Origin of the sequence: Bifidobacterium thermophilum, assembly GCF_037482445.1 — a bacterium.
GTDB classification, from domain to species: Bacteria; Actinomycetota; Actinomycetes; order Actinomycetales; family Bifidobacteriaceae; genus Bifidobacterium; species Bifidobacterium thermophilum_B.
Genome location: NZ_JBBHLY010000001.1, coordinates 397,546 through 411,540, shown reverse-complemented (window position 1 = coordinate 411,540; position 13,995 = coordinate 397,546). Strand labels below are relative to the sequence as shown.

Below are 13,995 nucleotides of genomic sequence, written 5' to 3'. Positions count from 1 at the left end.
ATTGAGCCATGGCATACCTACATCGCGCAATCATCGATACCATCCCCAGCTACAAGCAAGGCAAGCCCGCCCCGAAGACGCCGGGCCTGACCGCGTACAAGATCTCCAGCAACGAGAACCCGTATGATCCGCTCGCCAGCGTCAAGCAGGCCATCGTCGACAAGGCCGTCGGCCGCATGAACCGGTACCCGGACATGCGTGGCACCGCGGTCGTGGAGCGTCTGGCCGGCCGGTTCGGCGTCGAACCGGAGAATGTCGTCCTGGGCTGCGGGTCCACCGAGGTCATCACCCAGCTGGTCAATCTGGTGGCCGGCCCCGGTGACGAGGTCGTCTACCCGTGGCGCAGCTTCGAGGCCTACCCGATCATCGTGGCGAACGCGGGCGCGACCAGCGTGAAGGTGCCGAACCGCCCCGACGGCAGCCATGACATCGATGCCATGATCGCCGCCATCAACGAGCGTACGCGGCTGGTCATCGTCAACAACCCGAACAACCCGACATCCACATCGCTGTCCGACGCGGACGCGCGCAGGCTCATGGCCGCCGTCCCCAAGGACGTGCTGGTGCTCTTCGACGAGGCGTACATCCAGTTCAATACGGCCGAGGACACGAATGTCGCCATGGACCTGTTCCGCGAATACCCGAACGTCGTGGTCGCCCAGACCTTCTCCAAGGCGTACGGGCTTGCCGGCCTGCGCATCGGCTACGGCATCGCCCCGGCGGACGTGATCGACGGCATGCGCAAGGTCGCCATCCCCTTCGGCGTGACGGAGATCGCCCAGACCGCGGCGCTCGCATCCATGGACGCCTACGACGAGCTGGACGAGCGCGTCAAGGCGCTGGTCGCTGAGCGTGCGCGCGTGGTCGCGGCCCTGCACGCGCAGGGATGGGAGTTCCCTGAACCGTATGCGAACTTCTTCTGGCTGCCGATCGGCGAGCGCACCGATGAAGCTGCCGAACACTTCGTGAAGGCCGCGCTGTCCGTGCGCGTGTTCAGTGGCGAGGGCATCCGTATCTCGGTCGGCGAGCGCGAGGCGAACGACCGGGTGATCAGTGTGTGCGCCGAACTCAAGGCGCTCGGCTTCTGAACCGCGGATGATACGTGCCGTGGCCGTGCGGGCGTCGTTCCGCGGTCACGGCGTGTCGCCCGGAATCATGCGGCTTGCGTGCCATGACCGACACGTTGCGACACGCCTGATTTGCATTTGTCCCGCAAAAATGCCATGATAGCCAAGTTGCCGGTTGCGGCTAGGTCGCTTGCGGCAAGGGCTGGTTTCCCAAGCGGTCAAAGGGACCTGACTGTAAATCAGGCGCTTCGTGCTTCAATGGTTCGAATCCATTACCAGCCACGCCTCGATAGCTCAGTGGTAGAGCACTTCCTTGGTAAGGAAGAGGTCGTGAGTCCAATTCTCACTCGAGGCTCTCATGGCGGGGTAGCTCAGCTGGCTAGAGCGTACGACTCATAATCGTAAGGTCAAGAGTTCGAGTCTCTTCCTCGCTACAAAGGCCGGCGGCACCGCCGGTACGCAATCGATCACAGAGGTGAACCAACATGGCAAGCAAGAGCGCCGACATCCGTCCGGGTATCACGCTGGCATGCACGGAGTGCAAGGAGCGTAACTACATCACGACCAAGAACCGTCGTAACACTCCTGATCGTCTTGAGCTGAAGAAATTCTGCCCGCGTTGCGGCAAGCAGACGGTTCATCGCGAAACCCGCTGAATTCGTTGGAGCGTATATCACGCTCACGGAAAGCCTGACTTCGGTCAGGCTTTTTTGTTATCCGCCGGTCTCGGGCGGGACGCCGTATCGGCAAGCCTGCGGCTAGTATGGCGGGTATGACCACAGAACACAGCAGTACCACGTTCTCCGACCTGACCACCATCGGTGTTGGCGGGCCGATCCGCACATTCCTCACCCCGCATACGCGCGACGGGGTCATCGACGCCGTGCGGCAGGCCGATGCCGCGGACCTCCCGCTCAGCGTCATCGGTGGCGGCTCGAATCTTCTGGTCTGCGACGACCCCTTCGACGGCATCGTTGTGCGTGACGCCCGCCAGGATATCCGCTTCGGCACGCCGCAGGCGGATGGCACGGTGGCCGTCAATGCGGATGCCGGCTGCAACTGGGATGATTTCGTCGCCGCCACCGTCGCCCACGGGCTGGAAGGCGTCGAAGGCCTGTCCGGTATCCCCGGCACGGTCGGCGCGTCGGTGGTGCAGAACATCGGGGCATACGGCCAGGAGGTCGCCTCCAGTGTCGCGCAGGTCGAAGCCTGGGACCGGCAGGCACAGTCCACAGTCACGCTTGAAACCGTGCAGTTGAGCTTCGGGTACCGTATGTCTGCGCTGAAAGCCAGCATGTATGACGCTTCGGCGAAGCCGTCGGCGAAGTTCTTCCCGACCCCGCGTTTCGTGGTCCTGTCGGTCACGTTCCGCCTGCACAAAAGCGAGGAGGGCACGGTCGGATACGGCCAGCTCGCCAAGGCACTTGGCGTCAGGCTCGGCGATCGTATGCCCGTCGCCGCGATCCGTGACGCCGTACTCAAGGTGCGCGCCGCCAAAGGCATGTTGGAGGACGCCCACCGGTATGGCATCCCCGCCATGGCGGGAGCCAAGCGCGCGGACACCGTCGCTGCCGCGTTGCAGGCACAACGCGGGACGACCGGCACAGACGGCCCGGATTTCAACCGCCACAGTTGCGGCAGCTTCTTCATGAACCCGGTGCTTGATGCGGCACAGGCCGCCGCGCTGCCCCAGGATGCGCCACGGTTCCCGGCGACGCTGCCGTCCGGGGCGCCTGGAACCAAGACCTCCGCGGCTTGGCTGATCGACCATGCCGGCTTCCACAAGGGCTACGCCGTCACCGCCGACGCCCCGGCAAGCCTGTCCACGCTGCACACGCTCGCCCTGACGAACCGCGGTTCGGCACGTGCGGCGGATATCGCCGCGCTCGCCCGCACGGTCCGTGACGGCGTCGAGCACGCCTATGGTATCCGGCTGGTTCCCGAGCCGGTGGTCGTCGGGCTCGAGCTGTAACGGCGATACGCGACCAACCGGCCATATCGCGGTCGTGACGCGCGCATCCACCCGTACCGGGCTTACAATCACACGCCATGCCTGGTATTGACCCGAGCATGGCACACGAGCATTCATGAGAGGACCTGACCGTCGTATGCATCTTTTCAGAACCAAATCGGTCGAGCAGACGCTCGCCGAAACCGGGGACAGCGAGCGCAAGCTGGTCCGCACCTTAGGCGTGTGGGACCTGGCGATGATGGGCGTCGCCGTAGCGGTCGGCGCCGGCATCTTTTCCGTCGGCGCCCAGGCGATCGCCTACCATGCCGGCCCCGCGGCGATTGTGAGCTTTCTGATCGCCGGCGTCGTATGCGGCGCCGCCGTCATGTGCTACGCGGAATTCGCGTCGATGATCCCGGTCGCCGGATCCGCCTATACCTTCACGTACACGACGATGGGGGAGCTGGTCGCCTGGGTGATCGGCTGGGATCTGGTCCTCGAGATGCTCATGGCAGGCTCGGTCATCGCGAAATACTGGGGCGTCTATCTGAACGACTTCCTGCATTTGATGGGCTGGAACACCACCACGCAGGTGCATGTCGGCGGGCTGTCGCTCGACCTCGCCCCCTTGGTGATCGTCACGTTCTTCACCGTGCTGCTGGTGCTCGGCACCAAGCTGTCCACGCGCGTCGACAGCGCGTTGACGGTGCTGAAGATCGGCATCGTCCTGTTTGTGGTGATTGTCGGCTTCTTCTATGTCAAGGCGAGCAACTTCACACCGTTCATCCCGCCTGAGCAGCCGGCCTCGAGCGTGCGCGGCGCTTCGGCGAGCGGAGTGATGATGCAGCCGCTATGGCAGTGGATGACCGGTATGAAGCCGACCGTCTACGGCGTGCCGGGCATCCTGTCGGGCGCGGCGCTCGTGTTCTTCGCGTTCCTCGGCTTCGACGTGGTCGCCACCGCCTCGGAGGAGACCAAGGATCCGGGCCGCAACGTGCCGCGCGGCATCGCCCTGGGCATGAGCCTGGTCACCGTGCTGTACATGCTGGTCGCCGTGGTCACGACCGGCATGGTCTCCTACAGGCAGCTCGCCAAGGCGGACAGCCCGTCCCTGGCCACCGGCTTCGAGCTGGCGGGCGCCACCTGGGCGGCGAAAATCATCTCCCTGGGCATCGTCATCGGCCTGACCACCGTGGTCATGGTGCTGCTGCTCGGTCTGACGCGCGTCGTGTTCGCGATGAGCCGTGACGGTTTGCTGCCGCGCGGCCTGTCCAAGGTCGGCAAGTACGGTACGCCGGCACGGTTGCAGATCGCGGTCGGCCTGATCGTGGCGATCGTCGCCTCATGCTTCAATGTCGACATCCTCGCCGATATGGTCAATATCGGCACGCTGTCGGCGTTCACGCTGGTGGCGCTCGGCATCCCGATCATGCGCCATAAGCGCCCCGACCTGCCGCGCGCCTTCCGCATGCCCGGCAATCCGTGGGTGCCGGTGCTCATCGCGCTTGCGAACTTCTGGCTCATGCTCAATCTCAGCGTGCTCACCTGGCTGCGGTTCCTGGTGTGGCTCGCCATCGGGTTCCTGATTTATTTCGGCTACTCGTACCGGCATTCGCGACTCGGCAACGGCGACTTGACAGACCACCTGCCGCAAGGCGGGGATGCGCAGGTCGCGACGGTCGCGTCCGCCGCGTCCGCGGCTCCGCAGGGCACGTCCCCGACCGTGGGTAGTGTTGAGGGCGAATGAGGAGGTAGCCATGGCCTATGTCATTGCCCAGCCGTGCGTCGACGTCAAAGACAAGGCGTGCGTCGACGAATGCCCGGTGGATTGCATCTACGAGGGTTCACGCTCGCTGTACATCAATCCGAACGAATGCGTGGACTGCGGCGCCTGCGAGCCCGTGTGCCCGACCGAAGCCATCTTCTACGAGGATGATCTTCCCGAGGAGTGGGCCTGGTACAAGGACGCCGCGGTGAGCTTCTTCGACGAGGTCGGCGACCTGGGTGGCGCGTCAGCCGCCGGCCCGATCGGCAAGGACCCCGAGCAGGTGGCAGCCCTGCCCCAGCAGAACCAGGAGTCCTGAACCCGGGTTCAGGCGTGTTGGACGGCCGCCGCACGTACCGTGTGACGGCCGTCCTCGCATATCCGCCCAGGCCCGCAGCAGGGCGGGAACATACCAGCAGCAGCCAAAGGAGTGCAAGACATGGGATTCGCGGCATTCGACAACACGTACGACTGGTCCAAGCTCGCCGCCTACCGGCGCACGGCCATGCACACGCCGACCGGGCAGATCGACCTGTCCGTCGGCTCGCCGGTCGACCCCGTCCCGCAATCGGTCCAGCGGGCTCTCGCCGCAGCGGCCAACGAACGCAACGCCTTCGGATACCCCAAGACCATCGGCACCGATGACCTGCGCGGGGCGATCGCCCATTGGATGCGCGTGTGCCGCGGCGTCGATATGGATGCCATCGGCGCTGGGGTCGTCCCCACGGTCGGCTCCAAGGAAGCGGTGGCTTTGATGGCTTCGCTGCTCGGCTTGGGCCCCGCAGACGTCATCGTCCAGCCGAAGGTGTCCTACCCGACATATGAGATCGGCACACAGATTGCCGGAGCCGCTGTCCACAAGGTCGCCGACATCGCCGACACCGCCTCATGGCGGGACATCCCCGGGGTCAAGGCCATCTGGATCAACTCCCCGTCCAACCCGACCGGGGCGGTGCTGTCCGCCGGCCAGCTGGCCGGCATCGTCGCGACGGCGCGGGAAATCGGCGCTGTCGTGTTGTCTGACGAATGCTACGCGATGATGGACTGGCGCACCGCCACCACCCACGAGGATTCCAACGAGGCGCAGGCCGCGAACTCGTTCTCCCTGTCATCCACGCCGTGCGTACTGTCGCCCGCGGTCTGCGACGGTTCGGCCAAGAACATCCTCATGCTCTATTCGCTGAGCAAACAGTCGAATATGGCCGGGTACCGTACCGCGTTCATCGCCGGGGACGCCGCCATCATCGCCCGCATGTCCTCGTACCGCAAGCAGCTTGGCCTCATTATCCCCGGCCCGGTGCAGGCGGCCATGGCCGCCGGGCTGCGTGACGTCGAATCCGTGCACCACCAGTGGGAGCGCTACCGGTATCGGCTCGAATCGCTGGTCAGCGCGTTGCGCGACTACGGTTATGACGCGCACATGCCGCAGGGAGGGCTCTACGTGTGGGTCAAGGCGTTGAGTGGCGACTGCTGGCAGGACATGGCGGCGCTCGCCGACCTGGGCATCGTCCCCAGCCCCGGCGAGTTCTATGGTGCGCCGGATGCGCTGCGCTTCTCGTCCACCGCGGACGACGAGACCATCGAACTGGCATGCGCGGCGTTGCGGCACGCCGCCTGATCGCCGTCAAACGGCAGCTAACGCTCATCCTGCCTTGGCGGATGCGAATCCGGCGCGGTGCGGGAGTTGGATACCGCGCGATGCCGCGTATCCTGCCCCTCGCCGACACCGAGACTGATCGCGCCCAGCCCGTAGCGTTGCCGGACGGCATCCATCGCCTGTTCGGCATCACGCAGACGATTCGACCGTGACTCGCCGCTTGTGGATTCCCGCTCCTCCAGCATATCCTCAAGCGTTGGCTGAATGACAGCGCCTTGCGCCGGGATCAAACCGCTGGCACTGATACCCGCCAACCGGATTTCCTTGGGCAGCGGCACCGTATCCGGCGTGTCAGGGGCGAGCCCGAGTGTGGTGTTGAGCAGTCCCACCGCTTGCGGGTAGAGGGTGCTGGCCGCGTCGGCAGGATGATCCATGGTTTTCGCGCGTGTCGTGTACGACAGGTCGGCATAGCGCAGTTTCACGGTCAGGGTGCGGGCCATGAGCTCGCGTGCTCGCAGGGAGCGGGCGACTTCGTCACAACAGCGTCGCAGCAGGCCGCGCACTTGTCGCGCGTCGCGCGTGTCCTCATCGAAGGTGCTTTCCGAACCGATGGATTTCTCGGGGGTATGCGGGGTGACCGGGCGGTCATCCAGCCCCCACGCCGCCATATGCAGATTGTGTGCGGCGATGGCTGATCCGGTGGCTTGCGCGAGCGCGGTTTCGCTGGTCGTGGCGAGGTCGGCGACCGTGCCGATACCCCACGCGTTGAGCTTGCGTTCCAGGGCCGGCCCGATGCCGGGGATGCCGCGCAACGGCATCATCTGCACGAATTGCGCCTGACGTTCGACGGGGATGAGCAGCATGCCGTCGGGTTTCGCGTTGGTCGACGCCATTTTCGCCACCAGCTTGTTCGAGGCGATGCCCACTGAGCAGGTGATGTGGTAGCGTTGCGTGACCTGCTCGCGGATCCAGGCGCCGATGCGGCTCGGCTGGCCCCACTGGCGCAACGCCCCGGAAACATCCATGTACCCCTCGTCGACGGACACCTGTTCGAACCGGTCGGTGATCCGGCTGAACACCTCGTCGAAGATGCGCCGGGACATCATCCGGTAGTAGTGCATGTCGACGGGCAGGAACACGCCGTTCGGGCACAGCTGCCGTGCGCGCGCCGTCGCCATGGCGGAATTCACGCCGTAGGCGCGCGCCTCGTAGCTTGCCGCGGAGACGACCGACCTGGTGCCGGTGCCGATGATGACCGGCTTGCCTTTGAGCCCGGGGTGGCGTGCGACCTCCAGCGACGCGTAGAAGGCGTCCATGTCGATGTGCAGCACCGTGCAGCCGGTTTCGTCATGCCCCCAGTCTCGTTTGGCGGCTTGCAGTCGTGGTGCGGTGCTCATGTATCCATCCTATGCCGTGGCCATGTATTCGGCTGGCGGGGGCGATGGGCGTGGCGTGATGTGCGTTCGTCTGCGAAAGGTGCTATGGTAATGTGATGTTGCGCGCAACAGCACGCATGGAGTCATGCCTGAGTGGCCGATAGGGGCACCCTGCTAAGGTGTTAGTCGCGTTTAGCGGCTCGAGGGTTCGAATCCCTCTGACTCCGCCCATGGGCTTCCGGATAATCCCGGAAGCCCTTTTTTCATCCCCGCAAAACCGGGTTATAGGCCGACATGCGTGCCCGGTGTTGACGGTCATGTAGCTCACAGGGCGTGCTGTGCCGTCTACCGACGCTGACAGTCGCCTCGGCGCCGGCAGACGCAGGGGGTGGACGAAACCGCGGCGCGCAGCCCCTCGCACCCAATCCGGGACGCGCAAGTTGAATAATGACTCCGGATTTCTCGCGTCTTGGGCTCTGCTGTACGAGAATGCGGGAGATGAATCTCAATGACTCGTCTTCGCTGACCCGTATGGCGAGATGTCGAGACCCGGTGGCTGCGTCCAACGCCTGGCATATGGCAGTATGCCACGCAAGCGGTACCGCGTCGTACCGCCGTGATGCTGACTTCGGCGTCTCCGTAACGTTTGGCGGAGCCGGAGGTACGCCTTTGTCCGCCGCCTCCGTGTTTCCCATAATATCGCCGTTTTGGCGGGATTCCAGACGTGCTGTCCGCGGCCCGCGCAGGTCAAACGTTTGCAGTCTGCGGCGTATAAAAGCGCCTTTTCCGCGTCGTTGTTCCGGTTTTGCGTTACCAAAAGTTAACCGATGTCGCAGTGTCCATATCATGGAAGGCGTCGGCGTGTCGGTACCGGTCCCGCCTGGCTGCGCGTGCGCTATCGTGGAGATGCTATGGCTGAATCATCCACACTGCTCAATACCGCGGACCATCCGGCGCAGGATTCGCTGGTCGACAGGAAATCCGAATTCATCGGCAACGCGTGCCATGCCGACACGCTCGCCGAGGCGCTCGCATTCGTGGATGCGGTCCGGGAACGCCACCCGAAAGCGAGGCATGTCGCCTACGCCGCGATCTGCGGGTCGCAGGGCAGCCTGACCGAACGGATGAGCGATGACGGCGAGCCGTCGGGCACTGCCGGCAAGCCGATCCTGGATGTCCTGCGCGCCAACGGCCTGACTGACTGCGTGGTCACGGTCACCCGCTATTTCGGCGGTATCCTGCTCGGTTCGGGTGGCCTGACCCGCGCGTATTCGTCGGCGGCATCGCTGGCGGTCAAGGCGGCGCAACGGGCGCGGATCGTACCGTGCGTCAGGTTCCGCATGACGGTGCAATACCCGCAGCTGGATACGCTCAACCATCTGATCGCCCAGGCCGGAGGTGTCCGGTCGAACGAGCAATACACTGATGTCGTCACGCTTGACGCACTGATTGCGCAGGAACATGGGGATGCGTTCGTCGCGCGTGTCGTCGAGGCGTTCAGGGGTTCGGTGCACGCCGACAGGATCGGTGTGGAGCACCGGGCGATACAGTGAAGGCATGAGTGACATGGCAGGAGCGCGACATAACGGGGAAGTGAACATGACGGAGGAACAGCAGGGCACTGCACAGCAGGATTCGGCACAGCAGGACACGGCACAGCAGGATGCCACCCGCGAGGCTCTGGAAAGCCCCGTCCGTCCCGATGCGCAGCCCGCGCAACCCGACCAGCAAGCGCAACCGGCGGGCACGGGCGCCGGGCCGAGTGAACCCGATGCGTCCGGTACCGCCGCCTCCTTCGAACCGCTGACCGTCACCTATGAACGCCTCCGCCATACCGACGATGTCGCCCAGCTCCATGAGTACGCGCGCCGGCCCCTGCCCGACCGTGCGCAGCAGGCGGCGTTCTCCCGGGCCACCGCATTGCTTGAGGCGGTCGCGGGCAACCAGCACACGCCGCTCGAGGACCGTGTGTTCCTGGCGTCCGACATGCCGTTCCCGAATATCCTGGTCAAGCTTTCCGACGATCCTGCGCCTGAGGTGCGCAAGGCGGTCGCCGCGAACCAGGATGACAAGAACTGGCTGGTCGGCCGGCTGACCAAGGACCCTGACCCGAGTGTGCGTGACGCGGCGCTGCGCAATCCCCGCACCTCGTGGAAGATGCGTCTTGAGGGCGCCCAGAATCCCGAACTGGATTCCGACACGCTTGATTTCCTGTCCACGCTGGGCGTGTCGTGTGAGCCGGGCGCGCCGGCGGTGCTTGCACAGATGGTTCGCCGCGCGGTGGCCCTGAACCCGCATGTTTCCGCCGAGACGCTGCAACGGCTGGGTGCCGATCCGGCGTCGGCGGTGGCGGCCGCTGCACGGCGCGCGTTGGCTGCATCGCAGGAAAACGGCTGACCAACAGGCGGGAAATACGAGAATTTGGCTCCCGGCGGTCGATTTTTGGGCTTACACTTGAACGTATGACAGAGAAGACCGAAAACGATGAGCGCCTTGCTCGTCCCCTGATTCGTCTCGCCAAGCTCGTCGGCATCGGCACCAGTTATGTCGGCCAAAGCAACGATTACCACGAGATCGAGGATGATGTCCTCGTGGCGGTGCTCGCTGCCCTTGGCGTGGACGCTTCAAGCGATGAAGCCATTGAGCGCTCCATTCACACGATTCTTGATGAACGCCATGCCCGCCTGGTCGCCCCGACTGTCCTGCATACGGTCGGCAAGGAGGACTCCGTGCTGGTGAACACCGGCATTCTGGAGATTCCGAGCGCGTCGATCACCTTGGAGAACGGCGAGCCGTATGAGGGCGAGATCACCGTCGGTGCCGGTGACGGTTCCCAGGCGTATTCGCTGGACGGCAAGTTCGTCGCGACCGCGTCGCTGACCATCCCGAAGGATCTTCCGATCGGCTACCATACGCTGCATGTCCAGGTGGGCGACCGCAAGCAGGATGCGACGCTGATCAGCGCCCCGGAGAAGATCGACCTGATCGACCCGATGAAGCACGGCCAGCTGTGGGGCTGGATGGCGCAGCTGTATTCAATCCGCTCGCAGGGCTCGTGGGGCGTGGGTGATTTCGAGGATTTGAAGACCCTGCTGGTCGAGGCCAAGCGCAAGACCGGCGCCGATTTCATGCTGATCAACCCGGTGCACGGCAGCGAGCCTGTCGCTCCGCTCACCCCGTCGCCGTACCTGCCGATCAGCCGCCGCTTCGTGAACTTCACGTATATCCGCCCCGAATCCATTCCGGAATACCGGCAGCTTGACGACGCTGCGCGCAAGCAGGTCGAGGAGCTGCATGCGCAGGTCGAGCCGCTCAACGGCGATGCCCAGCTCATCGACCGCGATACCATGTGGCGCATGAAGATGCGCGCCCTGTGGCTCGTGTTCAAGGCGGGCCGTCCGGCGGGCCGCCAGGCGCAGTTCGATGTGTTCAAGAAGCAGCAGGGCGCCGAGCTGGAATCCTATGCCACGTGGTGCCTGTGCTACGACAAGTGGGGCAAGCCCGAGGACACCCCGGACAACTGGGAACGCAAATACACCAAGGAGTCCCCGGAGGTCGCCGCGCTGCGCAACCAGTTCCCGGACACGCTCGAGTTCTATCGCTGGCTCGAATGGATCGCGGGTGAGCAGCTGGAAGCCGCCCAGCAGGCCGCCAAGGACGCGGGCATGAAAATCGGTCTCATGGCTGATATGGCTGTCGGTGTCCACCCGGCAGGCTCCGATGTGTGGTGGAACCCCGAACGCTTCGCCAAGGGCGCCACGGTCGGTGCGCCGCCGGATTACTTCAACCAGCAGGGCCAGGACTGGAGCCAGCCGCCGCTGAACCCGATCGTGCTTGAGAATACCGGCTATCAGGTGTATCGCGAGATGGTGCACGGCATGTTCGCCCGTGCCGGCGCCGTCCGCATCGACCATATCCTGGGCCTGTTCCGTCTGTGGTGGATTCCTGAGGGCAAGGGCGCCAAGCATGGTGCGTATGTCTACTATGATTCCGAGATCATGCTCGGCATCCTCGCGATCGAGGCCGCCCGTGCGGAGGGCGTGGTCGTCGGCGAGGATCTCGGCGTGGTGCCCGATTTCATCACCAAGGCGCTCGGCAGGCATGGCGTACTGGGGTGCGCCGTCGAATGGTTCGAGCAGATGGAGGGCGAGTTCAAGGCCCCGAAGACATGGCGCGAATATGCCCTGGCCTCGGTCAACACGCACGACATGCCGCCGTCATACGGCTATCTTGAGTATGAGCAGGTGAAGATCCGCGAGCGGCTTGGCCTGTTGGACAGCCCGGTCGAGGAGTTCCAGGCTTCGGCGACCAAGGAGCATAATGCGATGCTTCGCATGCTGGTCGAGAACGGCTATCTTGACGCGGACCTGCTGAAGGATGAGCATGCCAACGAGCAGCAGGTCGTCGAGGCGCTGTACCGCGGACTCAAGGACGCGCCGAGCAAGCTGCTTGCCGCATCGATCACCGACGCCGTCGGCGAGAAGCGCGCGCAGAACCAGCCGGGCACCAACAACGAGTACCCGAACTGGCGTATTCCGCTGGCCGATTATGACGGCAATGTCGTCCCGCTGGAGCAGCTGTTCGACAATGAGCGGCTTCAATCGCTCACGAGGATCATGAACGCCTGACCTCCGATCAGCGCGACGGATGCAGTGGTCCGCCGGTTTCCCGCCGGCGGGCCACTGCCGTATGTAGGGCGGCGTGGTGTCGTGTTGCGTTTGGACAGGGGTGTCGATATACTTGTCGAATGTTGTGTTCCCAAGGGGTCCTTCAAAGCGCTTTCCCACTCGCCATCGAGGACTTTCAGGGAGCCCACGATAAGAAAACCGGGCTGTTCCGCGTCAGCGGGCGGTTTGGTTTGGAACACAATATGAGAAAAGGTACAACCGTGAAGACTTTCACACCGAAGCCAGATGATCTGACTCATGAGTGGTATGTCGTCGACGCCACCGACGTGGTGCTCGGCCGTCTCGCGACGCAGGTCGCTACCCTGCTGCGCGGCAAGAACAAGCCGACGTACGCGCCGCACGCCGATTCCGGCAACCACGTCATCGTGATCAACGCCGCGAAGATCGCGCTGACCGGCAACAAGATGGGCAAGGAACTGTATTCGCACTCTGGCCGTCCTGGCGGCCTGCGTCGCGACAAGTACGCCGACCTGCTCGAGCGCAAGCCGGAGCGCATCATCACCGCCGCTGTCCGTGGCATGCTGCCGAAGAACCGTCTTGCGAAGGTGCAGCTCAACCGTCTGCACGTCTTCGCCGGCGAAGAGCATCCGCACACCCCGCAGAAGCCGCAGGTCTTCGAGATCACGCAGGTTTCTCAGCAGGCCAAGTGAACCGAAGGGAGATAAAGAAACATGGCTGAAAACACCAACGACTCCGCGGTTCTCGAGACCGAAGAGGAGCTCACCTCGTACACCACCGAAACCAACGCTGGCGCTGGCACCGGTACGTCCCAGATCGCTCCCTGCTACGGCACCGGCCGTCGCAAGGAGGCTGTCGCCCGCGTCCGCCTCGTTCCGGGCACCGGCAAGTGGACCATCAACGGCCACACCCTGGAGGAGTACTTCCCCTCGAAGCTGCTGCAGCGCGAGGTGAATTCCCCGATCGTCCTGCTCAAGCTCGAAGGCAAGTTCGACGCCATCGTCCTCGTGGACGGCGGCGGCACCACCGGCCAGGCCGGTGCCATCCGCCTCGGTGTCGCCCGCGCGCTGAATGCGGTCGACCGTGACGCGAACCGTATCGCGCTGAAGAAGGCCGGCTTCCTGACTCGCGACTCCCGTGTCGTCGAGCGCAAGAAGGCTGGTTTGCACAAGGCACGTCGCGCTCCGCAGTTCTCGAAGCGTTAAGTTTCCTCGTGCGCGTGTTATCGCGCTATATGGATGCCGGTATCCCGAAAGGGTGCCGGCATCTGTCGTATCATCGCCGTGTTGCCTTATGCAGTGGGGGATTGCGCGCTCGGGCATGGTATGTCCCCTGGATCGGCGTGACGGGCATCGATCGTTCCTGGCAGCGCATGCACGGGTGCATGGCCATGAGTCTCGATATCTCGCGATGATGGCCTGATTGAGCGAGTTATCGAGGAAAAAGTCCTGAAATCTCTTGATGCCAAGGTGATTACGCGGGAAATCGGGATTCTGCAAGGTGCCCGCCCTGGTGCATGACCCGAGAAAACCGCGAAATATCCACGATTTGCCCGAGTCAACGTGAGTAGCGCCGACTGCAAAACCCCGATAT

At 64.1% G+C, this 13,995-nt stretch carries 12 protein-coding genes and 4 tRNA genes; 15 read left to right on the top strand and 1 reads right to left on the bottom strand.

Translation table 11 applies throughout. From position 1 onward, the window contains the following. Positions 1–8: 8 nt before the first annotated feature. From WD012_RS01730 to dapC, 9 genes are all read left to right on the top strand, one after another. Positions 9–1,088 (top strand): histidinol-phosphate transaminase, encoded by a 1,080-nt coding sequence (locus WD012_RS01730; RefSeq protein WP_339562061.1) that lies wholly within the window; start codon positions 9–11, stop codon positions 1,086–1,088. Positions 1,089–1,267: 179 nt separating this feature from the next. Beyond that, a tRNA-Tyr gene (locus WD012_RS01725) sits at positions 1,268–1,349 on the top strand. Between the two features lies 1 nt (position 1,350). Beyond that, positions 1,351–1,422 (top strand) — tRNA-Thr (locus WD012_RS01720). 5 nt (positions 1,423–1,427) lie between these two features. Further along, a tRNA-Met gene (locus WD012_RS01715) sits at positions 1,428–1,501 on the top strand. Between the two features lie 51 nt (positions 1,502–1,552). Beyond that, a complete protein-coding gene (gene rpmG, locus WD012_RS01710; RefSeq protein WP_003814458.1) occupies positions 1,553–1,723 on the top strand; it encodes a 50S ribosomal protein L33 in 171 nt (56 codons plus the stop codon). A 116-nt stretch (positions 1,724–1,839) separates the two neighbouring features. Next, the gene (locus tag WD012_RS01705; RefSeq protein ID WP_339562060.1) at positions 1,840–3,039 is read left to right on the top strand and encodes a UDP-N-acetylmuramate dehydrogenase; all 1,200 of its coding nucleotides are present in this window, start codon (positions 1,840–1,842) and stop codon (positions 3,037–3,039) included. A gap of 136 nt (positions 3,040–3,175) precedes the next feature. After that, positions 3,176–4,765, top strand: a complete 1,590-nt coding sequence (locus tag WD012_RS01700) for an amino acid permease (protein WP_339562059.1) — start codon at positions 3,176–3,178, stop codon at positions 4,763–4,765. A 10-nt stretch (positions 4,766–4,775) separates the two neighbouring features. Then, on the top strand, positions 4,776–5,102 hold the full coding sequence (fdxA, locus tag WD012_RS01695; protein ID WP_339562058.1) for a ferredoxin: 327 nt from the start codon (positions 4,776–4,778) through the stop codon (positions 5,100–5,102). Positions 5,103–5,222: 120 nt separating this feature from the next. After that, a complete protein-coding gene (gene dapC / locus WD012_RS01690) occupies positions 5,223–6,401 on the top strand; it encodes a succinyldiaminopimelate transaminase (RefSeq protein ID WP_339562057.1) in 1,179 nt (392 codons plus the stop codon). A 17-nt stretch (positions 6,402–6,418) separates the two neighbouring features. Here dapC and dinB read toward each other — a convergent pair whose 3' ends face one another. Further along, entirely contained in the window at positions 6,419–7,777 is a 1,359-nt protein-coding gene (gene dinB, locus WD012_RS01685) for a DNA polymerase IV (RefSeq protein WP_339562056.1), read from the bottom strand. Between the two features lie 118 nt (positions 7,778–7,895). Here dinB and WD012_RS01680 point away from each other — a divergent pair. The 6 genes from WD012_RS01680 (at position 7,896) to rpsI (ending at position 13,607) form a co-directional block, all read left to right on the top strand. Next, a tRNA-Ser gene (locus WD012_RS01680) sits at positions 7,896–7,983 on the top strand. A 684-nt stretch (positions 7,984–8,667) separates the two neighbouring features. Beyond that, a complete protein-coding gene (locus tag WD012_RS01675) occupies positions 8,668–9,309 on the top strand; it encodes an IMPACT family protein (RefSeq protein WP_339562055.1) in 642 nt (213 codons plus the stop codon). A gap of 46 nt (positions 9,310–9,355) precedes the next feature. Then, the gene (locus tag WD012_RS01670) at positions 9,356–10,153 is read left to right on the top strand and encodes an AbrB family transcriptional regulator (RefSeq protein WP_339562101.1); all 798 of its coding nucleotides are present in this window, start codon (positions 9,356–9,358) and stop codon (positions 10,151–10,153) included. 65 nt (positions 10,154–10,218) lie between these two features. Continuing rightward, on the top strand, positions 10,219–12,384 hold the full coding sequence (gene malQ / locus WD012_RS01665) for a 4-alpha-glucanotransferase (protein WP_339562054.1): 2,166 nt from the start codon (positions 10,219–10,221) through the stop codon (positions 12,382–12,384). 260 nt (positions 12,385–12,644) lie between these two features. Then, positions 12,645–13,094, top strand: coding sequence for a 50S ribosomal protein L13 (gene rplM, locus WD012_RS01660; protein ID WP_339562053.1), 450 nt, complete (start codon positions 12,645–12,647; stop codon positions 13,092–13,094). A gap of 21 nt (positions 13,095–13,115) precedes the next feature. Next, positions 13,116–13,607 (top strand): 30S ribosomal protein S9, encoded by a 492-nt coding sequence (gene rpsI / locus WD012_RS01655; RefSeq protein WP_015450977.1) that lies wholly within the window; start codon positions 13,116–13,118, stop codon positions 13,605–13,607. Positions 13,608–13,995 lie beyond the last annotated feature (388 nt).